A 20,522-nucleotide genomic window follows, 5' to 3' on the forward strand; every position below is an offset into this window, starting at 1 on the left:
TCAGATTCTGATTTTTTCCAGGTCTTCGAAGAATCCGGGGTAGCTCTTGGCGACGCATTCGGCGTCTTCGATGGTCATTTCCCCGTCGCTGAGCAGCCCTGCGACGGCCATCGACATGGCCATGCGGTGGTCGCCGTGGCTTTGCACGCGGGCTGCGCGGATCCTGCCGCCGCGGATGCGCATGACGTCCTCCTGGGAGGTGTCCACCTCGATGCCCGCCTTGGCGTACTCTTCGCGGATGGCGTCCGCACGGTTGCACTCCTTGTGTTCGAGCCGCGAGGTACCGCGGATGACGCTCTCGCCCTGGGCCGCCGCCGCGAGTGCCGCGAGTGCCGGGAAAAGGTCGGGGCAGTGCGTGGCGTCGAATTCGAAGGCGCGCAGGGGACGGTGCGAGGCCGTCACGGAGTCCTCGTCGTTGATGACCGCGGCCCCGGCCCGCACGAGTGCCGTGCAGATGGCCGTGTCGGCCTGCTTCGAAAGCATGGAGACATTCTTCACGGTGACTTCGCCCGCGACGGCGCCCGCCACGAGCAGCATGGCCGCGGCGCTCCAGTCCCCCTCGATGCTGAAAAAAGCCGGGCGGTAGCGCTGTCCGCCCTCGATGTAGAACTCCTTGTAGTCGTTGTGGCAGATCTCCACGCCGAACCGTGCCGCCGTGTCGACGGTCATGTCCAGATAGGGGGTCGAGACGGCGCTGCGGACGTGGAGCGTGGTGTCGTGCTGCGAGAGCGGGAGCGCCAGCAGCAGCCCCGTGATGAACTGCGACGAAACGGAACCGTCGACGTCGATTTCCCCGCCCCGGATCGGGCCGCACACTTCGAAGGGCAGGTAGCCGTCGTTGTCCCGTACCCGGACGCCGAGGCGGCGCAGCGGTTCGATCATCATGTGCATGGGGCGCCGTAGCAGGGTGCCCTGGCCTTCGATGGTGACGGGCATCCCGCAGAGCGATGCGATGGGGGTGAAAAGCCGTGTGGCGAGCCCCGATTCGCCGACGTGCAGCACCTTCCCGCGGGGATGCAGCCCGCCTTCGATCGAAAGGGTCGAGGCGTCCACGTGCTTTACGCGGGCGCCGAGCGTCTCGATGCACCGCAGCGCCGAGCGCGTGTCGTCGCAGAATTCCAGGTTGCGCAGCACCGAGGTCTCCCCGCAGAGGAGCGATGCCGCCAGGGCACGCTGTGCATAGCTTTTCGAACAGGGCGGCGTCAGCGTGCCTTTAACGCGGCCCAATGGAACCGTCTTGTCCATTGTGTAGGTTATATGCTTTTATGGGCACCGGGGTTGGCCGGCACCCTGAAATTAAAATCCTCGCCTCTATTCCTGTGTTTCGGTCTCCTCCCCGGCCTGCTGCGCCTGCTGTCCCTTGCGGTTTTTCATCTGCTGGGTCAGCTGGTGGCTCTTCTTGAGCTCGAAATGCTGGCCGAGGTAGACCTTGCGAACCATCGGGTCGGCGGCCAGTTCCTCGGCCGTACCCGTCTTGAGGATCTTGCCCTCGTAGAGCAGGTAGGTGCGGTCGGTGATGGCCAGCGTCTCGTCGACGTTGTGGTCGGTGATGATGACGCCGATGTTCTTGTGCTTGAGCGTCGCCACGATCGACTGGATGTCCTCCACGGCGATGGGGTCGACGCCCGCGAAGGGCTCGTCGAGCAGGATGAACGCCGGGTTGATGGCCACCGCGCGTGCGATCTCCGTACGGCGCCGTTCGCCGCCCGAAAGCTGGATGCCGAGGCTCTTGCGCACCTTTTGCAGGCGGAACTCCTCGATCAGCGACTCGACGCGCTCGTTCTGGTATTCCTTCGAGAAATCGGTCATTTCGAGTACGGCGCGGATGTTGTCCTCGACCGACAGGCGGCGGAAGACCGATGCCTCCTGTGCCAGGTAGCCCACGCCCATCTGGGCGCGTTTGTAGACCGGCTCCTTGGTCAGTTCGGCGACCTTGCCTTCGTCGTCCTCGAGGAAGATGCGCCCTTCGTTGGGCTTGATAAGCCCCACGATCATGTAGAAAGTCGTGGTCTTGCCGGCTCCGTTGGGGCCGAGCAGTCCGACGATCTCCCCCTGGTTGACGTCGATCGAGACGTGGTCGACGACGGTACGGGCCTTATATTTTTTGACAAGTTCGCTGGTGTATAGGCGCATTGCGTTCTCTTGCTATAAAATTTTTACAAAGTTATGCTTTTTTCCGAAAAGTTTTTTAACTTTACATTGAATTTTCTGATTTTAGAGTAGAAACGGCGAAATGAAACAATTTGAATCGTCCCTGTTGCATGACAAGCTGAAGGAGTACTTCGGCTTTTCGTCGTTCAAAGGGAACCAGGAAGCGGTGATCCGCAATGTGCTGGAAGGGAAGGATACGTTCGTGCTGATGCCTACGGGCGGCGGGAAATCCCTCTGTTATCAGCTTCCGGCCATGCTCATGGAGGGCGTGGCGATCGTCATTTCCCCCCTGATCGCGCTGATGAAGAACCAGGTGGACGCCATGCGCACCTTCTCGGCCGAGTCGGGCATCGCCCATTTCCTCAATTCGTCGCTCAACAAGACGGCCGTCGCGCAGGTGCGCGCCGACGTGCTGGCCGGGAAGACGAAATTGCTCTATTTCGCCCCCGAATCGCTGACCAAGGAGGACAACGTGGCCTTCCTGCATAAGATAAAGGTATCGTTCTACGCCATCGACGAGGCGCACTGCATTTCGGAGTGGGGACACGATTTCCGGCCCGAGTACCGCCGCATCCGCCCGATCATCAACGAGATCGGCGCTGCGCCGCTGATCGTCCTGACGGCGACGGCGACGCCCAAGGTGCAGCTGGACATCCAGAAGAACCTCGGCATGTCCGACGCCTCGGTGTTCAAGTCGTCGTTCAACCGGCCGAACCTCTATTACGAGATACGCCCCAAGGGGGACGTCGACCGCGATATCATCCGCTTCATCAAGCAGAACGAGGGAAAGAGCGGCATCATCTACTGCCTGAGCCGCAAGAAGGTCGAGGAGCTGACCGAACTGCTCGTGGCCAACGGCATCCGCGCGCTGGCCTACCATGCGGGCATGGACGCCGCGACGCGCGCCGCCAACCAGGACGACTTCCTGATGGAGCGGGTCGAGGTGATCGTCGCCACGATCGCTTTCGGCATGGGCATCGATAAGCCCGACGTGCGCTATGTCATCCATTACGACATCCCCAAGTCGCTCGAAGGCTATTACCAGGAGACGGGGCGTGCCGGCCGCGACGGCGGCGAAGGTTACTGCCTGACGTTTTACAGTTACAAGGACATTCAGAAACTGGAGAAATTCATGCAGGGCAAACCCATCGCCGAGCAGGAGATCGGCAAGCTGCTGCTGCTGGAGACGGTGTCCTATGCCGAGAGTTCGATGTGCCGCCGCAAGACGCTGCTGCACTATTTCGGCGAGGAGTATACCGAGGAGAACTGCGGCAACTGTGACAATTGCCGGAATCCCAAGCCGAAGATCGACGCGCGGGCGGCGCTCAAGATGGCGCTCGAGGCGCTGCGCGACATCGGCGACAAGTTCAAGGCCGACTACCTGATAAACGTGCTCACGGGCAAGACCACGGCGCTCATCAAGAGCTACGGCCACAACAAGAGCAAGTGGTTCGGGGCGGGTGCCGAGCACGACGTGCGTTTCTGGGGCGCCGTGCTGCGCCAAGCGCTGATCCTGGGGCTGGTGGACAAGAATATCGAGAATTACGGGCTGATCTCGGTGAACCGCAAGGGCGAGAATTTCATCGCCATGCCTTTCCCCGTCACCGTGACGCTCGACCACGACTATGACGAGGAGGAGAAGGAGGCCGAGGCCGTCGTCCCGATGGGCAAGGGCGGCGCGGCGGACGAGGAACTCTTTGCGATGCTCAAGGATTTGCGTAAGAAAGTGGCCAAGCAGCACGGGCTGCCGCCGTTCGTCATCTTCCAGGATCCGTCGCTCGAGGACATGGCCGTGCAGTACCCGATCACCATCGAGGAGATGCAGAACATCACCGGCGTGGGAGTGGGCAAGGCCCGCAAGTTCGGCGAGGAGTTCGTCAAGCTCATCAAGGCCTATGTCGAGGAGAAGGAGATCATCCGTCCGCAGGACATGATCGTCAAGTCGGTCGGCAACAAGTCGGGCAACAAGATCTTCATCATCCAGTCCATCGACCGGAAGATGGATTTCGAGGATATCGCCCGCGCCAAAGACCTCGATTTCGACGAACTGCTGACCGAGATCGAAGGCATCGTCAACTCGGGTACGAAGCTCGACATCTCGTACTATCTGAGGGACTTTATGGACGAGGACAAGATCGAGGACATTTACCTCTATTTCAAGGAGGACGCCGAGAGCGATTCGCTCGATGCGGCCATCGACGAACTGGGGGCCGACTATACGGAGGAGGAGATACGTCTGGTGCGTATCAAATTCATCTGCGAGCAGGGCAACTGACGCCCTGGACACCTGCCATCCCACGGCTGTTGCGTCACTGTTCCGAGGATTGACACTAACTTAATAATACGCCTATGAACAAAAAGACTTTTACTGTTGCCGTGATTTTCCTGATCGTGACACTCGTGTGGCTCGGAGTCAATATATTCTGGGCCTTGTCGAACAGCAATTGTATATTCGACCTTGTCGTGGCCGTATTGTTCGTGCTTGCAGGCGTCGGGATGGTGTATAACGAATGCCACAAGCGCAAGCGCAAGCACCTCGACGAGGTGAACAAATACAAAATACCGTAACCTATGTGTGCCATGCAACGGTTCCTGACGATCATGTCCGTGTTTTTCTTCGTGTGCGGCGTCGTTTCGCTGTGGCGGATCCTGTCCGACGACGGGCGGGATATCTGGTACGTGCCGCTCGTACTGATCGGTGCGTCGGGGATTTTGGCCGTCCGCGCCCGGAGCATGGGCCGCAAAAATACGCAAAACGAAGACTGATATGAAAACCAATGTGATGCAGATAGTCCGCCTCGTGATGATGATCGTGGCGGTGGCCGGGATAATCTACGCCCTGGAGTATATGGAGCGCGGCATTGCCGTGTGGTTCTGGATCACGCTGCTCGGCGTGGGTTTCGTGGGGCTGCTCTATACGTTCCGCCTCACGCAGCGCCGCGTGCGGCTCGAACGCCGTGCCCGGGAGCGGCAGGAAAAGAAAAAATCCCGCCGGTCGAAACGCTGACCTTCATCCGCCGGACATCGTTGCCCGGCGGTTCGGTTTCCGGGCGGAGGCTTGCGGTTTCCGATGGGGCGGTTTTCCCGGGGCGGCAGTTTTATTCCGGAAGAGCGGGCTTGTTTCCTGCCGCTGGATTTCGCCGTCGTGGCAGGCGGCAAGGCCGTGGGCGGCGTGGGGTTCGTGCTCGGGACGGATGTCGAGCGCTTCGGCGCCAAAATCGGCTTCTGGCTCTCAAGCCGCTGCCGGGGGCGGGGCATGATGACGGCGGCCGTCCGGCAGGCCGTGGAGTGGATGTTCGCAAATACCCCGATAATTCGTATCTTTGCCGCGGCTTATGCCACCAATTCCGCATCGCAGCGGGTGTTGGTGAAAGCTGGGTTCCGACATGTCGGGACGTTCCGCAAGGCTTTTTTCAAGAACGGGGCGTTCGTGGACGGCTGTTATTACGAATTACTGAAAGACGAAAATGAGTGAAGTAAGGGCAAAAAAGGCGCTGGGACAGCATTTCCTGGTCGACCTCAATATCGCGCGCAAGATTTGCGATGCGCTTTCGGGGGGCGTAAGACCGGAGGCCGGGGCGGAAACCCGGGCGGTGGCGGCTGGAAGTGCCGATGCCGATGCGGAAACCCGGAGGGGTGTAGCTGCAAGTGCCGATGCCCGGCTTGCGGCGGATACGACCGCTGCCGGTGCGCCGGCGGCCGCGGAAGAGGAACGGGGCGGCGCAGTCCCCTGCGACGTGCTGGAGGTCGGCTGCGGGATGGGGGTGCTGACGCAGTTCCTGCTCAGGCGCGGCGACATCACCACCTACGGCGCCGAGATCGACCCGGAGAGCGTCGGGTACCTCCATGCGCATTTCCCCGAGTTCGCACCGCGGCTGATCGAGGGCGATTTCCTGAAGATGAACCTGCGCGAGCGTTTTCCGCGGGGACTGAAGATCATCGGGAATTTCCCCTACAACATCTCCTCGCAGATATTTTTCAAGGTGCTCGAGCACCGCGACCTGGTGCCCGAATGCGTCGGTATGATCCAGAAGGAGGTCGCCGTACGGATCGCGGAGCCTCCGGGGTCGAAGGAGTACGGCATCCTGAGCGTGTTGTTGCAGGCTTGGTACGACATCGAATACCTCTTTACGGTCAACGAAACGGTTTTCAACCCGCCTCCCAAGGTCAAAAGCGCCGTTATCCGCCTGCGCCGCAACAGCGTCGGACGGCTCGGCTGCGACGAGGCGCTGTTCGTGAAGGTGGTGAAAGCGTCATTCGGCCAACGCCGCAAGATGATCCGCAACTCGCTGCGGGCGGTGTTCGGCGATTTCGGCGGCGCAGAACATCCCTTTTTTACGCAGCGCGCCGAGCAGCTCTCGGTCGCCGATTTCGTGCAGCTGACCGACTGGGTCGCGGCCAACCGGAAATAATCGCGGCGGGTCGTGGACGTCGGATACCGCAGTTTGGGTGCGGGTTCGAGCCGTCGGATGCCGGGCCGGAAGGGCGGACAGTGTGTACCGGAGGCGGAAATGGGAAAGCACCGGGGGAGCCCGGTGCTTTTTTCATGCCGTTTGGCGGGCGGAGCATTGCTCCGCAGCCGCAATGCGCAGGCGTCTATTTTCGCAGGTCTCCCGCAATGACCGTCACCAGTTCTTCGCGGGAGAGGTATTTCCGAGCCAGTTGCTGCACGTCGGCCGGCGTCATGGCCTGTATGCGGCGGATGTTCTCGTTGATGACGGTATGGTCGCGGCCGCAGAGGATGTTCTCGATCGTAACGTCGGCAATGCCGAACGGCCCGTCGAGGATACGCATCATCTCGCCGACCATAATGTTCTTCACGAGCGAAAGTTCGCCCTCGGGCATCGGCTCGGCGCGCAGCCGTTCGATTTCGGTGTAAATCTCGCGCAGGGCGTCCTGCGTGACCTCCGTCCCGACCTGTGCCGCGACGGCGAAATAGCCCTCCCGTTCGAAGTTGACCATGGCGGCCACCACGCCGTACGTATAGCCGTGCTCCTCGCGCAGGTTCTGCATCAGGCGCGAACCGAAATAACCGCCCAGGGCGGATGCCACGACCTGCATGCCGAGGAAATCGGGATGCTGGCGCGGGAAAAGCAGCCTTCCGATGCGGATCGACGACTGTACGGCGCCCGGATGGTCGACCCGCGCTTCGTGCTGCGTCACGGGTGCCGGGAACGGGATGCCGGCTTCGGGTTTGCGCCGCGGCAACCGTTTCGCCAGCGCCGCGACGGCCTGCCGTTCGTGGTCGCCGATGCGCCCGCTGCATATCGTGAACCCGTTGTCCGCCGTATAGTGGCTTTCATAAAACGCCGCTACATCCCCGCGCGTGAGCTTATCGTATTGGGCTTCGTCGGCCGAGATGCCGTAGGGATGCGAGGGCCCGAAAAGGGCGCGGGCGAAAGCCTCGCGGGCCTGGGTGTCGACCTTCGTGCGTTCGACGGCCAGCCGCTGCTTGCGCTTGGCGCAGTAGGTGCGCAGTTCCTCCTCGGGGAAAACGGGGTGCAGGAGTATCTGTTCGGCTACGGCGAGCGTTTCGTCGAAGAATTTGGAGAGCATGCAGAAACTGATGTAGGCATAGTCGCGGTCGATGTTGACGTCGTAGTACGAGCCGTAGTAATCGAGCCGTTCGGCGATCTGGTGCGCCGTCATGTCGCGCGTCCCCTCGGCGAGCATGTTGGCGGCGGCCGATGCCGAGAAGGGAACCCGCTGCATGGCCGAACCGGCGCGGAACACGAAGGTGACGCGCAGCACTTCGAAGTCGTCCGAGGCGAGCGTGTAGAGTGTCGAGCCGTTTGCCAGCAGGCTCTTCCCGGCTTGTGCGACCTCGACGTCGGAGGGTATTACGAGGGGTGGTTGTGTCATTTTTTCGCTTTGTAGATAAGGGTGGAACAGTTTCCGGGGCGGAAGGTGCGGCGGCTGAAGGCGAGGATGTCGCCGGTCGTGACGGCACGGTAGGCCGCCACCTCGCCGTTGATGAGCGGCAGGTCGCCCAGCATCTCGTAGAAGCCCAGGTTCATCGCCTTGTTCATCACGTTCAGCTCGCCGAAGAGCGTGTTGGCCTCGAACTTGTTTTTGACCTTCTCGACCTCGTAGTCCGATGCCGGGACGCTCTGCAATGCCTCGATTTCGGCACGGAAAGCCGCTTCGGCCTGTTCGGGAGTGGTATCCGGCAGCAGTTGCCCTGTAAAGACGAACAACCCCGGGTCGACGTCGCCCGAAATGTAGGCGTTGACCGAGGCCAGCAGGCGCTGTTCCTGCACCAGGTGTTTGTAGAGACGCGACGAGTCGCCGCCCGACAGGAGGTCGGAGACCAGGTCGGCGGTATAGAAATCCTGCGAGGTACGGCCGCCCATGTGGAATGCCAGCGACAGGGTCGTGGCGGGCACGTCGCGTTCGACCGTCTCCCGGCGGGGCGCCTCCTGCTGCGGTTCCCGGGGGATGGGCTGAGGAGTCACGGTGCGGTCGGCGAGCGGGGCGAACCATTTTTCGGCAAGGTCGAGCATGCGCTCCTCGTCGAAGTCGGCCGAGACGGACAGGATGGCGTTCGAAGGGTGGTAGTGGGTGCGGTAGAAGGCCTGTACGTCGTCGAGTGTCGCTCCGGCGATCTGGTCGGGCGTGAGCCCGATGGTCGCCCAGCGGTAGGGGTGGACTTTGTAGGCCAGTGCCCGCAGCAGCATCGGCTGGTCGCCGTAGGGCTGGTTGAGGTAGCGCTGGCGGAACTCCTCGATCACCACGCGTTTCTCCGCCTCGAGTTTTTCGGGGGTGATGTCCAGCCCCTCCATGCGGTCGCTTTCGAGCCACAGTGCGGTCTCGATGTTGTCCTTCGGGAGGGTGATGTAGAAATCCGTATAGTCGTTGTTGGTGAAGGCGTTGTTGTCGCCGCAGGCCATCTGCACGGGCAGGTCGAAATTCGGGATTTCGCGCGTGCCGCGGAACATCAGGTGTTCGAACAGATGGGCGAAACCCGTGCGCGCGGGGTTCTCGTTGCGCGCCCCGACCTTATATAATATGTTTACTGCGGCGAGTTTCGAAGCCTTATCCCGGTTGACGACGACCGTCAGGCCGTTCGCCAGTGTTCTCTTCTTGTATTCGATCATGGATGCAAAGATAGTAAAAAAGCAGCGGCAGGAAAATTTAGTGACGCCTCATTTGAAGATGGATTCGAAGACTATGAAGTTTGGGGATTGGAATCCATTACCCTGCCGCTGCGTGTGGAAAACGCTTCGGCAGAAAACGGGAAGAGTGGTGCCGAACCTGTGGCCCATGGCTCTGGTCAGCCTCTATCCCACAAATCACAGCACGCACCCTTCTGGGTACGATCTGTATTGTGGGATAACAAAAAATTTACCAGATTTTAGGGCCCCAATACTATCGTTTATACACGATGATATGTAAAGAACGAATTATGGAACAAAATTAGGAAAAAAATCCCGATTTGCAATCGCCGCGCCCGAACAACCTATTTATCGGCCTTTATTTCCCAGTGTTTCGCCGCGTAAAATTTGTTGACGGCCAAAAAAATATCTGTTTTCTCAACCGCCAATGTGTCTGTGAAAAAATTCCGCTGCTTTTTCCGGCCCGGGATTTGTCTTGCCGGCAGGGGTGGCGCTCCGGCCCCGTGCACGCACAGCCCGGACTGTGCCCGCGAGGGAGTGGCGGGTAATCCGCTATCGGATAATAAGTTCGGCAAGTCGGTGATTATCCGCGAGTTCGCTGTTAAATAAATAACAACCCCGTTGTTATTCCAATAACATCCTGCGTAGTGAAAAAACCGGATGATTTGTCAGAAAATCGGACTGATTTTTCCGCCGGAATTGTTATCTTTGCAACGCATTTTGTCCCGAATCCAGGAAAAACACACAATATCATCTAAAATTTCAACAAAATGGCAGAAAAGAAATTTATCACTTGTGATGGTAACTACGCTGCGGCACATGTTGCATACATGTTCTCGGAAGTTGCGGCGATCTATCCCATCACGCCGTCGTCGACCATGGCCGAACTCGTGGACGAGTGGGCCGCACAGGGTCGCAAAAATATTTTCGGCGAAACGGTGAAAGTTGTCGAGATGCAGTCCGAAGCCGGTGCCGCAGGCGCCGTACACGGTTCGTTGCAGAGCGGTGCCCTGACGTCGACGTTCACCGCGTCGCAGGGTTTGCTGCTGATGATCCCCAATATGTATAAGATCTCCGGCGAATTGCTGCCGGGCGTGTTCCACGTTTCGGCGCGTGCGCTGGCCGCACAGTCGCTGTCGATTTTCGGAGACCACCAGGACGTCATGGCCACCCGCCAGACCGGGTTCGCCATGCTGGCCACCTCGTCGGTACAGGAGGTGATGGATCTGGCGGGCGTGGCGCACATCGTGTCGCTCAAATCGCGCGTGCCGTTCCTGCACTTCTTCGACGGCTTCCGTACCTCGCACGAGATCCAGAAGATTGAGCTGATCGACGAGGCCGCTCTGACGACGATGCTTGACCGCGATGCGCTGGCTGAGTTCCGCCGGCGGGCGCTCAACCCCGAGCACCCCGTCACCCGCGGTACGGCGCAGAACCCCGACATCTATTTCCAGACCCGCGAGGCCGCCAACCGTTTCTATGACGCCGTGCCCGACATGGTTGCCGAGGCGATGCGCGAGATTTCGAAGATCACCGGCCGCGAGTACAAGCCGTTCGTATACTACGGGGCAGAAGATGCCGAGCATGTCGTCGTGGCGATGGGTTCGGTGACGGAAACCCTCAGGGAGACGGTCGACTACCTGAACGCCCGTGGCGGGAAGGTGGGCGTCGTGACGGTACACCTCTACCGCCCGTTCTCGGTGAAATACCTGGGCGAGGTGCTGCCCGAAACGGTGAAGCGCATCTGCGTGCTCGACCGTACGAAGGAACCGGGAGCCAACGGCGACCCGCTCTACCTGGATGTCGTCGAGGCATTCGCCAACTGCAAGGATATTCCGGCCGACCGCAAACCGCTCATCATCGGCGGCCGCTACGGCCTTTCGTCCAAAGACACCACGCCGGCGCAGATGCTGGCCGTGTTCGCCAACCTCGGGGCCAACGAGCCCAAGAACCAGTTTACGGTGGGCATCGTGGACGACGTGACCTTCCGCTCGCTGCCCGTGGGCGAGGAGATTTCGCTCGCCAAGCCCGGTACATTCGAGGCGCTGTTCTTCGGCCTGGGGGCAGACGGTACGGTAGGCGCCAACAAGAACTCGATCAAGATCATCGGCGGCACGACGAACAAATATTGCCAGGCATATTTCTCGTACGACTCGAAGAAGTCGGGCGGTTACACCTCGTCGCACCTGCGTTTCGGCGACCTGCCGATCACTTCGCCCTACCTGGTCACCACGCCCGACTTCGTGGCCTGCCACGTGCCTTCGTACGTCGACAAGTACGACGTGCTGAAAGGGCTGAAAGCCGGCGGTTCGTTCCTGCTCAACTCGGTGCACGACGCGGCTACCACCTGCGCCACGCTGCCCGACCATATGAAAGCCTATCTGGCCAAGAACAAGATCAATTTCTATATCATCAACGCCACGAAGATCGCCGCCGAGCTCGGACTGGGTTCGCGTACGAATACCATCATGCAGTCGGCATTCTTCAAGATCGCCAACGTCATCCCGTTCGACAAGGCTGTCGACGAGATGAAGCATGCCATCCTGAAATCCTACGGCAAGAAGGGCGAGGACATCGTCAACATGAACTATGCGGCCGTCGACGCCGGCGGCAACGCCGTGGTGAAGGTCGAGGTGCCGGCCGAATGGGCGCAGATCGACGACAACGGCTTCGCACATGTTTCGGATGCGTCGTATCCCGAGTTCGTGCGCAAGATCGTCGAGCCGATCAACGGGCTGAAGGGCGATGACCTGCCGGTATCGGCTTTCACGGGCCGTGAGGACGGTACGTGGGAGAACGGCACGGCCGCCTACGAGAAGCGCGGCATCGCCGTGAATGTCCCCGAGTGGAAGATCGAGAACTGTATCCAGTGCAACCAGTGCGCCTATGTCTGCCCGCACGCCGTGATCCGTCCGTTCCTCGCGACGGAGGCCGAGGCCGCCGCATCGGGCGTGGAATGGAAGCAGGGGCTGGGCGAGACCAAGGAGTACAAGTTCCGCATCCAGATCTCGCCGCTCGACTGTACGGGCTGCTCGAACTGCGTGGACGTCTGCCCGGCCAAGGAGAAGGCGCTGGTGATGCGCCCGCTGGAGGAGCAGATGCCCCAGCAGAAGAATTGGGAGTACATCACCCGGCACATCGGCTACAAGCAGGTCGTCGACAAGACCAAGTCGGTGAAGAACCTCCAGTTCGCACAGCCCCTGTTCGAGTTCTCGGGTGCCTGCGCCGGCTGCGGCGAGACTCCCTATATCAAGGCTATCTCGCAGCTGTTCGGCGACAAGATGATGGTTGCCAACGCCACGGGCTGCACCTCGATCTATTCGGGCTCGGCACCGTCGACCCCGTACTGCACCAACGACAAGGGCCAGGGCCCGGCATGGGCGAACTCGCTCTTCGAGGACAACGCCGAATTCGGCCTGGGTATGCACCTCGGTGTCGAGAAACTCCGTGACCGTATCCAGAATACGATGGAGCAGGCTATTGCCAACTGTACGAAATGCTCCGACGAGCTGAAGGGCGTCATGCAGGAGTGGATCGCTTCGCGCGGTTCGTCGGCCAAATCGGCCGAGGTCTCGGCGCGCCTCGTCCCGATGATGGAAGCCTGCGGCTGCGATTACTGCAAGGATATCCTGGAGATGAAGGACTGGCTGGTGAAGAAGTCGCAGTGGATCATCGGCGGCGACGGCTGGGGGTACGATATCGGCTTCGGCGGTGTCGATCACGTGCTGGCATCGGGCCAGGATGTGAACATTCTGGTCGTGGATACCGAGGTTTACTCGAATACCGGCGGACAGTCGTCGAAATCGACGCCCGTGGGTGCCGTCGCCAAGTTCGCTTCGGCCGGCAAGCGTATCCGCAAGAAAGACCTCGGCGCCATCGCCATGACCTACGGCTACGTATACGTGGCGCAGGTTTCGATCGGCGCTTCGCAGATGCAGTTGTTCAACGTGCTCAAGGAGGCCGAGGCCTATCCCGGCCCGTCGCTCGTGATCGCCTATGCTCCGTGTATCAACCACGGCATCAAGGGCGGCATGACGCGCACGCAGACCGTGGGCAAGGAGGCCGTAGCCTGCGGTTACTGGCACCTGTGGCACTACAACCCGCAGCTCGAGGAGCAGGGCAAGAACCCGTTCGTGATGGACTCGAAGGAGCCCGACTGGTCGAAGTTCCGCGACTTCCTGATGAAGGAGGTGCGTTACACTTCGCTCAAAAAGTCGTTCCCGGCCGAGGCCGACGAGCTGTTCGCAGCTGCCGAGGAGAACGCCAAATGGCGTTACAACGGCTACCAGCGCCTTGCGAAGATGGAATACTAATTATATTATACGTTATGCGGAGGGCCGCGGCATTGTGCCGCGGCCCTTTTTGTATATCCGGAAAATGCTTCGTGATGAAAAAACGCGCGTTCGTTTTTGAAATCCCCCCCGAGTGAATTTATTTGTCCATATAGACCTGAGAGGATAAATTTGCACACATTTGAATTACAAACAAGTATCTCACTTATGAAAAATTTTGTGCACAAAATTACCTGTGTGCTCGTCATGTGCGCTGCCACGGTAGCGTTTACGGCATGTAGCGACAGCGACAACAAGGGCGACGGCCCGGTTACCGGTACCCTCAGTGTGGAAACCGGCGCCCTGAAATTTACGAGCGGAGCCTATTCGAAGGGATTCGAGGTGGAAACCGACGGTACGGTCGGCGCGATCCAGGTCGATGTGAACTACAAGGGTGCCGAAACCGGATGGATCACCGCGAAAGTGAACGACGGCGACGTGGTGGTCACCGTGGCGCGGAATACGGGCGATGCACGTACGGCGGATGTCGTCCTGAGCGCCAAGGGCGCCGAGTCGGTGACCGTTTCCATCAGCCAGAAGGCCGTGTTCTCGTCGGATCTGGTGGGCCGGTATACGCCCTATGTTCCCGATCCCGAAAATCCGATCGCTAATTTCTTCATCAACCCCGTATACGCTGATATGGATCCGGAAAAGGTGCCGCAGATCGACATGGGTTTCCTTTTCCCCGGATTTATCATGCCCGTTACCACCGTCACCGGTCTGGCCAACCAGCTCGTGGGGATGATGTATGGCGGCGGCCTCACCTATTTCGATTTCAAGGACGACGGGACGATCGGCGCGGGTTACCGCGACATGCTCGGGTTCGACATGAATGCCGGCCCTACGTTTGGCTCCGAGGTCGAATTCCCCAATGCCGAGACGCTGGAGGTGCTGCCTGTCGATGCGATTACCTATTACACCAAGGACGGCAAGGTCTATTTCGCCATCGACAAGGAGTACCTGACCTATATCGGCCAGGCGGAGCTCGAAATGAACCTGCCCCAGATCATCGACGCCCTGCTGGCGCAGTATCCGGGCCTGGGGATCGAAGCGACCGACGATTACTATGCCATCCCGCTCAAGTACGCGGTCAAGGACGGCGTTACGACGCTGAAGGTCGACAAGGAGATGATGATGCCTTACATGCCGCTGATTACTTCGCTGGTCGATGCTTTCCTCCCCGACGGGGATATCGAGGTGTCGCTCGACCCCGAATCCGACCCGATGAAGATCCCGGCAAAGGCGTTGGTCAACTCGTTGCTCGATGCGCTCTTCAACCAGAGCCAATCCATCGAGATCGGCATCGGCCTTACGAAATAGGCGGACACGATAACAAACCCTTTCCAGGCAGGTTGCGGAAACTCCGCAATCTGCTTTTTTTCTTTTGTAATCTTGTCTGTCCGAATAATATTTCCTATTTTTGCTTTCGGTAACCTAAAATGAATCAATTATGAAGAAAAGTTTTCTTTTGTTGGCTGCAATGCTCCTTTGCTATTGTGGTACGGCATTCGGCTGGGGCAAGTCGGGGCATGACGCCATCGCTTATATCGCCGAGTGCAACCTGACGCCCAAGGCCAGGAAGAACATCGAGAAATACCTCGACGGCCGTTCGATCGTCTATTATGCCTCGTGGATGGATGTGTACCGCCATACGCCGGCTTACAAGGTGACTTCGGGCTGGCACGGCGATACGGTCGACGCCGACGGAAAGTACGTTCCCAACGCAAAGGGCGATGCGGTGCAGTGCATCGAGGAGGCGATCGCCAGGCTGAAGGATTACCGCAGCCTGGACGATTCGACGGTGCTGGTGTCGATCAAATACCTCGTGCACCTGGTGGGCGACATGCATTGCCCCGTGCACGTGAAATACCCTTGGTATAAGAATTTCAAGTTCGACCTGAACGGGAGGCCCAGCGAATTCCATAGTTTTTGGGACAGCGGGGTGCTCGACCTGAACCATCGCTGGGGATACGTGGAGTACCGCCACCAGTTGGATCGCCTTACGAAGAAGGAGATCCGTGCAGTCACCGCCGGGACGCCCCGCGACTGGCTCGAAGAGAGCGCCCGGGATTGCCGCGTGATTTACGAGTGGACGAAGCCCGGCCAGAAGTTTACCAAGACCGAGGCCCGCGACCTGCTCAACACGGTTCATCCGTTCGCCGAGGAGCAAATCCTCAAGGCGGGCTACCGTTTGGCTGCCGTACTTAACCAACTATTCGGTTAATTTTGTAATTTTGCAGACGTGATGCGGTTTTGTGCGATTCTTGCAGGGGCCGCCATGTTATTAATTTTTACAGGTACGTTATGAAAAAGTATTTTGCAGCCGCTGCGCTGCTTATGATGATGGCCGCCTGCGGAAGCGCCGGCCAGGACAAGAAGCTCGAAGGCACGACATGGAAACTCGCCAAGATGGAGGCAATCCCGGCCGCGGCCGTCGGTAAGGAGGCCGATTTCTTCACCCTGGAGTTCAATGCCGCCGATACGATGGTCGCAGGGCGTACGAACTGCAACCGCTTCTTCGGCAAGTATGAGCTCAAAGGCAAGGAACTCGAACTCAAGAACCTGGGCATGACCCGGATGGCCTGCCCCGACATGCAGTACGAGGATGCCTTTGTCAAGATGCTCGACGAGGTAGACCGTTTCGAGATCAAGGGTGCGGAGCTGACCCTCTTCGACGACCACAAAGCGCTGGCCGTGTTCAAGGCCGTCGAAAAAGAGCCTGCGAAGCAGTAATTCCGCCGACGCGGAATATTTGCGGCAGTCCCCGACGGGGCTGCCGTTTTTTTTTGTATAAGGCGGAATGAAACGACGGTTTGGTGGGGAACCGCTCCCGGTATGGATGCCGAGAAATAGCCGAACGGCCGGATGCGGGAGCTATGTGGCGGGAGGGGGGGATTGTTTTACGGCCGGATGCGGGGGCGGCCGGAGCGGGCAAAAAAAGAACGGCGGCAGGAAAAAAAGTGACGCAACTCTCTTTTTGTATGAAGAATCCGGTTACCGGAAAAGTATCCTGCCGCCGCATAGGATTCGATTGCATCGGCAGGAGCGCGGACAAATGGGGTTCATTTGTGCAAAAAAGAAAGGGCAGCGCCGAATTCCGACTGCTCTGGGGGCTGGTAAACCTGCGACACCGAAAAACAACGCGTACCCTTTCGGGTGCGGTTGTATAAGGTGTCTTCAAAAAATTTACCAGATTCAGAGCAGACAAATACAATCGTTTATACTCAATATGTTAAGAACGCATGCAATTACGGTGTACTGCTTAGCAAAGGTAGTCAATTTTCCGCAATCTGCAACTACTTATTTGTATTGGGGCCTGGCAGCGGAACCGATAGCTGAAAAACGGCATGAGGGAGGCGTATATGGCCGTATCGTGTCTCCCCGTGTGTTTCGCGCATGGGGATTCGCCGCATGGCTTCGGGGCTCAAAGAAACAAGCGGCCTCCCGAAAGGGGAAGCCGCTTGTCTTGTGTCTCTTATCGGAACGCTTACTCGCTCAGGGGAGTTACGCTCACATAGGATTTGCCTGCGCCTTTCTTGCAGAATTCGACGGTGCCGTCTACAAGGGCGAAGAGCGTGTGGTCTTTACCGATACCCACGTTTTCACCGGGGTTGTGAACCGTGCCGCGCTGACGAACGATAATGTTGCCCGCCTTAGCGAACTGGCCACCGAATAACTTGACGCCGAGTCGCTTGCTTTCCGACTCGCGGCCGTTCTTCGAACTACCTACACCTTTCTTGTGTGCCATTTCTCTTCAGTTTTAAAGGTTATGCAACAATTTCCTCGACAAGGACCTGTGTCAGATACTGACGGTGGCCGTTGCACTTCTGATATCCCGTTCTGCGCTTTTTCTTGAAGACCAGGACTTTTTCGTCCTTCAGATGCTTCAGGATCTTGCACTTCACCGAGGCGCCTTTCACTACAGGTGCACCTACTTTGACCTGACCGTCGTTGTCTGTGAGCAGGACTTTGTCGAAACTTACGGACGAATTTTCTTCGCCCTGAAGACGGTGGACATAAAGTTTCCGACCTTTCTCAGCTTTAAATTGCTGACCTGCAATCTCTACTATAACGTACATTTAATGCGATATATGTATTTGAACATAATTCGGAGTGCAAATATACGCATATTTATTTTATAAGCAACATCCCGCGCGAATTTTTTTTCGGCACGGTCGGCTCTGGCATGGTTTTGGGCGGGGTCGCCGCGGACAGTGCCGCATGACGCCGTGCCGTCCCTGCAACGGCGGGCGCCCCGCACCGGAGGTTTTGTCTTGCGCCGAAGCTGCCCGGGGAGGTTCGGCGTGAAATAGCTGTTAAAAATTTCACAATGTCATAAATTCTTGTTACCTTTACCATGGCAACCGAAGTTACCGAACTCAAAAGAAGAGCTACGATGATAAACGACAAGGTGAGGATGTATCTGCTGCCGCCGCTCATCAATGCGGCAGTCAGGGCCGGAGCCTCGATAATGAATGTCTATAAAAACCTCGACGATTACGATATAAGCCTCAAAGACGACAAAACGCCGATTACGCTCGCCGACCGGCTGGCGCACAAAACCATCCGCGAATACCTGGGCCCGACGCGCATCCCGATCCTGAGCGAGGAGGGGCGCGAAATGCTTTACGACGAGCGCCGCAACTGGGAACTCTACTGGCTGGTCGACCCGCTCGATGGGACGGTCGAATTTATCAAGGGGAACAACGAATTTACGGTCAACATCGCCCTGATGGAGAACAATGTCTGCATGGGGGCGGTGATTTACGTGCCCTATTTCGAGAAGCTGTATATCGCGGGGCGGGATGCAGGCTCGTATGTCAAGGAGCATGTGGCGCCCGATTCCGGGGCGGAATATACCTACGACGAGATCGTCACCGGGTGGACGCGCCTGCCGTTGGAGTGCGAGGCCGTGCGTCCGCATCCCCGCCTGCGTGTGGCCGTGTCGCGCTCGCACCAGACGCCCGAGACCGCCGAGCATATCGCCCGCCTGCGCGCGACGCACCCCGACCTGGAGATCGTCGAACAGGGCAGTTCGTATAAGTTCTGCCTGCTGGCCGAGGGGCGGGTCGACTATTATGTCCGCACGACGCATACTTACGAGTGGGACACGGCGGCCGGGGAGCTGATCCTCGCCGAGGCCGGCGGCCGGACGCGCACGCTGCCCGACGACGGGGTGCTGCGCTACAACGAAAAAGACCTGCGCAACCCGTGGTTCGTCTGCCGGTCGAAGTACTGCAAGATTTGACGCCGCAGCAATGCGGAACCGGTAAGTCAGGGCGGATTTGTTTCCGCCTTTTTTCGTGTGCTTGCCCCGTTGTGCTGTTTTTACTTGGAATAGTTGCACTTTCGGGCAAAAACTGTTAATTTAGATGTGTCAAAGCTTGCCTCCCATGAAAAAAATCTCCCTGTTCTGTATGCTGGGATTGTTGCTCGGCGTATCCTGTTCGGAGGAAAAAGTAAAGCCGCCCGCCATGACCGATGATACGGTGGCCGTATTCGGCGATGACGCATTCGGGGTATTTTGCCTGCGGACGTACGACCGTAACGGGGATGGTGTACTTACGGTCGGTGAAATCAAAAATGTGGTGTCGCTGGATTTTGACGATAAGGATATCCGGTCGCTGGACGGGATCGAATACTTTACCGGATTACAGTCTTTATATTGTAACCAATCTGCCGGGGGTAATCTGGTGCGGCTCGATGTCAGCCGGAATGTGGAACTCAGGACTTTGTGTTGTGCGGGGAACAAACTCGAAGAAATCGTTGTGGATGGTCTCCGGAACCTAAGCCGTGTCGATTGTGCGGCCAATAACCTGGAAAAACTCGATTTGCAAAATTTACCTGTGTTGACCTTTTTGCTTTGCCTGAATAACCGGCTTCGCAACCTGGACTTTTCCGAAACTCCCGGCTTGAAATCCATAGATTGTGCGAATAACGGGATTTCCGCCCTTGATGTGAGGCCGTGCGGGGATATTACTATGATTTGGTGTGAGGGCAATGCGGGGATGCGGATCTCGCTGGATTGGCGGCAGGCACCGGGCATATTTGGTGACGACGATGTCGTTTTGGAGGTGGCGGAGATGAAAACCTTGTCTTTGCCGATGCGGCGGTAGAGGTGGCACTGGCCGCAAGGAATTTTGATAAGAACGGGGACGGGCGGATTTCCCGCCATGAGGCGGTTTATGTCCGGGAGTTGTTCGATACCGATTGCAGCGGGTTCGAATCCCTCTCTGATCTTAGTTATCTTATCAATTTGTACTGGTGTGAGTTGGTGTGTGCGGATAAGGGGGCGTGCAAACTGCGCTCGCTGGATTCTTTTGCCCGGAACGGGCTCTTATATAATCTGGATTTGAGGAACCTGCCGGTGGCAACTGTCGATTTGTCGAGATATCCTGCTTTGAAATACGTGAGGATGTCGGGCTGCGATGTGGAGGAGCTCGATGTGAGCGGGTTGCAATATTTGGAAAGCCTGGTCTGTGACAATTCGCCCGTCTTGAAAACCGTATTTTTCAGGAATAGTGCCCAATACGACCGGATGTCATGGATCAACCTTGATAAGCACATCCTGATAAGGTTCAAGGAGAGCGATTGATATGAAAAAGAGGAGCGTCACTCCTCTTTTTTCGTTGTCTGTTCGATGTCGCATGCCGAGCAGTTGCCCGAACAGCCCGCGTCGGCGCAGTCTGTTTGTCCGGAGTCCTCGCGCGATTCCTGCACGGCGCACCGGATGCCCAGCCGCTGCATGTTCTTGTTGGTCGATATTTCCGAGTCGATATGGTGTCCCTTGATCATCAGCGTCAGCGACATGCCCACGACGAAGAGGGCTACGGCGCCGAGGGCGAAGAGGAAAACGATTAACCACGTTGGCATAACGGTAAGGTATTTTTATGTGCTGAAATTTTGGCTTTCGGTCACAAATGTA

20 protein-coding genes are annotated in these 20,522 nt (G+C 58.2%); 13 read left to right on the forward strand and 7 right to left on the reverse strand.

What is annotated here, in order from left to right; translation table 11 throughout:
- Positions 1-1,245, reverse strand: a complete 1,245-nt coding sequence (gene aroA / locus B3C38_RS01680; RefSeq protein ID WP_256166332.1) for a 3-phosphoshikimate 1-carboxyvinyltransferase — start codon at positions 1,243-1,245, stop codon at positions 1-3.
- 66 nt (positions 1,246-1,311) lie between these two features.
- Positions 1,312-2,133 (reverse strand): LPS export ABC transporter ATP-binding protein, encoded by an 822-nt coding sequence (gene lptB / locus B3C38_RS01685; RefSeq protein ID WP_022333270.1) that lies wholly within the window; start codon positions 2,131-2,133, stop codon positions 1,312-1,314.
- 100 nt (positions 2,134-2,233) lie between these two features.
- On the opposite strand from lptB, the gene recQ reads away from it, so the two are divergent.
- The 6 genes from recQ to rsmA all read left to right on the forward strand — a co-directional run bounded on the left by recQ (position 2,234) and on the right by rsmA (position 6,563).
- Positions 2,234-4,426, forward strand: coding sequence for a DNA helicase RecQ (gene recQ, locus B3C38_RS01690; protein ID WP_286724681.1), 2,193 nt, complete (start codon positions 2,234-2,236; stop codon positions 4,424-4,426).
- Positions 4,427-4,500: 74 nt separating this feature from the next.
- Positions 4,501-4,719, forward strand: coding sequence for a hypothetical protein (locus B3C38_RS01695; protein WP_022333272.1), 219 nt, complete (start codon positions 4,501-4,503; stop codon positions 4,717-4,719).
- A 3-nt stretch (positions 4,720-4,722) separates the two neighbouring features.
- Positions 4,723-4,917 carry a hypothetical protein gene (locus B3C38_RS01700; RefSeq protein WP_018694970.1) on the forward strand — a complete coding sequence of 65 codons (195 nt, stop codon included), beginning with the start codon at positions 4,723-4,725 and terminating at the stop codon, positions 4,915-4,917.
- A gap of 1 nt (position 4,918) precedes the next feature.
- Positions 4,919-5,158, forward strand: a complete 240-nt coding sequence (locus B3C38_RS01705) for a hypothetical protein (RefSeq protein WP_018694971.1) — start codon at positions 4,919-4,921, stop codon at positions 5,156-5,158.
- Between the two features lie 63 nt (positions 5,159-5,221).
- Positions 5,222-5,626: a GNAT family N-acetyltransferase gene (locus B3C38_RS01710; RefSeq protein WP_022333273.1), complete on the forward strand. Its 405-nt coding sequence runs from the start codon at positions 5,222-5,224 to the stop codon at positions 5,624-5,626.
- A complete protein-coding gene (gene rsmA, locus B3C38_RS01715; RefSeq protein ID WP_286724691.1) occupies positions 5,619-6,563 on the forward strand; it encodes a 16S rRNA (adenine(1518)-N(6)/adenine(1519)-N(6))-dimethyltransferase RsmA in 945 nt (314 codons plus the stop codon). Before B3C38_RS01710 ends, rsmA begins: the two co-directional genes overlap by 8 nt.
- 184 nt (positions 6,564-6,747) lie before the next feature.
- Here rsmA and B3C38_RS01720 read toward each other — a convergent pair whose 3' ends face one another.
- Together B3C38_RS01720 and B3C38_RS01725 are read right to left on the reverse strand one after the other, a co-directional pair.
- Positions 6,748-8,013 carry a M16 family metallopeptidase gene (locus B3C38_RS01720; RefSeq protein WP_286724694.1) on the reverse strand — a complete coding sequence of 422 codons (1,266 nt, stop codon included), beginning with the start codon at positions 8,011-8,013 and terminating at the stop codon, positions 6,748-6,750.
- A complete protein-coding gene (locus B3C38_RS01725) occupies positions 8,010-9,248 on the reverse strand; it encodes a M16 family metallopeptidase (RefSeq protein ID WP_286724697.1) in 1,239 nt (412 codons plus the stop codon). The genes B3C38_RS01720 and B3C38_RS01725 overlap by 4 nt, the downstream gene beginning before the upstream one ends.
- 788 nt (positions 9,249-10,036) lie before the next feature.
- On the opposite strand from B3C38_RS01725, the gene nifJ reads away from it, so the two are divergent.
- The 4 genes from nifJ to B3C38_RS01745 all read left to right on the forward strand — a co-directional run bounded on the left by nifJ (position 10,037) and on the right by B3C38_RS01745 (position 16,330).
- The gene (gene nifJ / locus B3C38_RS01730) at positions 10,037-13,579 is read left to right on the forward strand and encodes a pyruvate:ferredoxin (flavodoxin) oxidoreductase (RefSeq protein ID WP_286724699.1); all 3,543 of its coding nucleotides are present in this window, start codon (positions 10,037-10,039) and stop codon (positions 13,577-13,579) included.
- Between the two features lie 186 nt (positions 13,580-13,765).
- Positions 13,766-14,917: a BACON domain-containing protein gene (locus B3C38_RS01735; protein ID WP_026318202.1), complete on the forward strand. Its 1,152-nt coding sequence runs from the start codon at positions 13,766-13,768 to the stop codon at positions 14,915-14,917.
- 130 nt (positions 14,918-15,047) lie between these two features.
- Positions 15,048-15,821 (forward strand): S1/P1 nuclease, encoded by a 774-nt coding sequence (locus tag B3C38_RS01740; RefSeq protein WP_055204062.1) that lies wholly within the window; start codon positions 15,048-15,050, stop codon positions 15,819-15,821.
- Between the two features lie 80 nt (positions 15,822-15,901).
- Positions 15,902-16,330 carry an META domain-containing protein gene (locus B3C38_RS01745; RefSeq protein WP_022333281.1) on the forward strand — a complete coding sequence of 143 codons (429 nt, stop codon included), beginning with the start codon at positions 15,902-15,904 and terminating at the stop codon, positions 16,328-16,330.
- A 754-nt stretch (positions 16,331-17,084) separates the two neighbouring features.
- On the opposite strand, the gene rpmA is transcribed toward B3C38_RS01745, so the two are convergent.
- Entirely contained in the window at positions 17,085-17,345 is a 261-nt protein-coding gene (rpmA, locus tag B3C38_RS01750) for a 50S ribosomal protein L27 (RefSeq protein WP_009598768.1), read from the reverse strand.
- Positions 17,346-17,364: 19 nt separating this feature from the next.
- Positions 17,365-17,676 carry a 50S ribosomal protein L21 gene (gene rplU, locus B3C38_RS01755; protein ID WP_055204064.1) on the reverse strand — a complete coding sequence of 104 codons (312 nt, stop codon included), beginning with the start codon at positions 17,674-17,676 and terminating at the stop codon, positions 17,365-17,367.
- Between the two features lie 317 nt (positions 17,677-17,993).
- Between rplU and B3C38_RS01760 the strand changes: the two genes are divergently transcribed.
- The 3 genes from B3C38_RS01760 to B3C38_RS01770 all read left to right on the forward strand — a co-directional run bounded on the left by B3C38_RS01760 (position 17,994) and on the right by B3C38_RS01770 (position 20,192).
- Positions 17,994-18,845, forward strand: a complete 852-nt coding sequence (locus B3C38_RS01760) for a 3'(2'),5'-bisphosphate nucleotidase CysQ family protein (protein WP_256166341.1) — start codon at positions 17,994-17,996, stop codon at positions 18,843-18,845.
- 145 nt (positions 18,846-18,990) lie between these two features.
- A complete protein-coding gene (locus B3C38_RS01765; protein ID WP_276792106.1) occupies positions 18,991-19,713 on the forward strand; it encodes a leucine-rich repeat domain-containing protein in 723 nt (240 codons plus the stop codon).
- A 299-nt stretch (positions 19,714-20,012) separates the two neighbouring features.
- Positions 20,013-20,192, forward strand: a complete 180-nt coding sequence (locus tag B3C38_RS01770) for a hypothetical protein (RefSeq protein WP_130065632.1) — start codon at positions 20,013-20,015, stop codon at positions 20,190-20,192.
- A 17-nt stretch (positions 20,193-20,209) separates the two neighbouring features.
- Here the strand turns inward: B3C38_RS01770 and B3C38_RS01775 are convergent, their stop codons facing one another.
- Positions 20,210-20,470 carry a hypothetical protein gene (locus B3C38_RS01775; RefSeq protein ID WP_022333284.1) on the reverse strand — a complete coding sequence of 87 codons (261 nt, stop codon included), beginning with the start codon at positions 20,468-20,470 and terminating at the stop codon, positions 20,210-20,212.
- Between the last annotated feature and the right edge of the window lie 52 nt (positions 20,471-20,522).

It is taken from the genome of Alistipes sp. UBA1686, assembly GCF_002320215.1.
GTDB classification, from domain to species: Bacteria; Bacteroidota; Bacteroidia; order Bacteroidales; family Rikenellaceae; genus Alistipes; species Alistipes onderdonkii.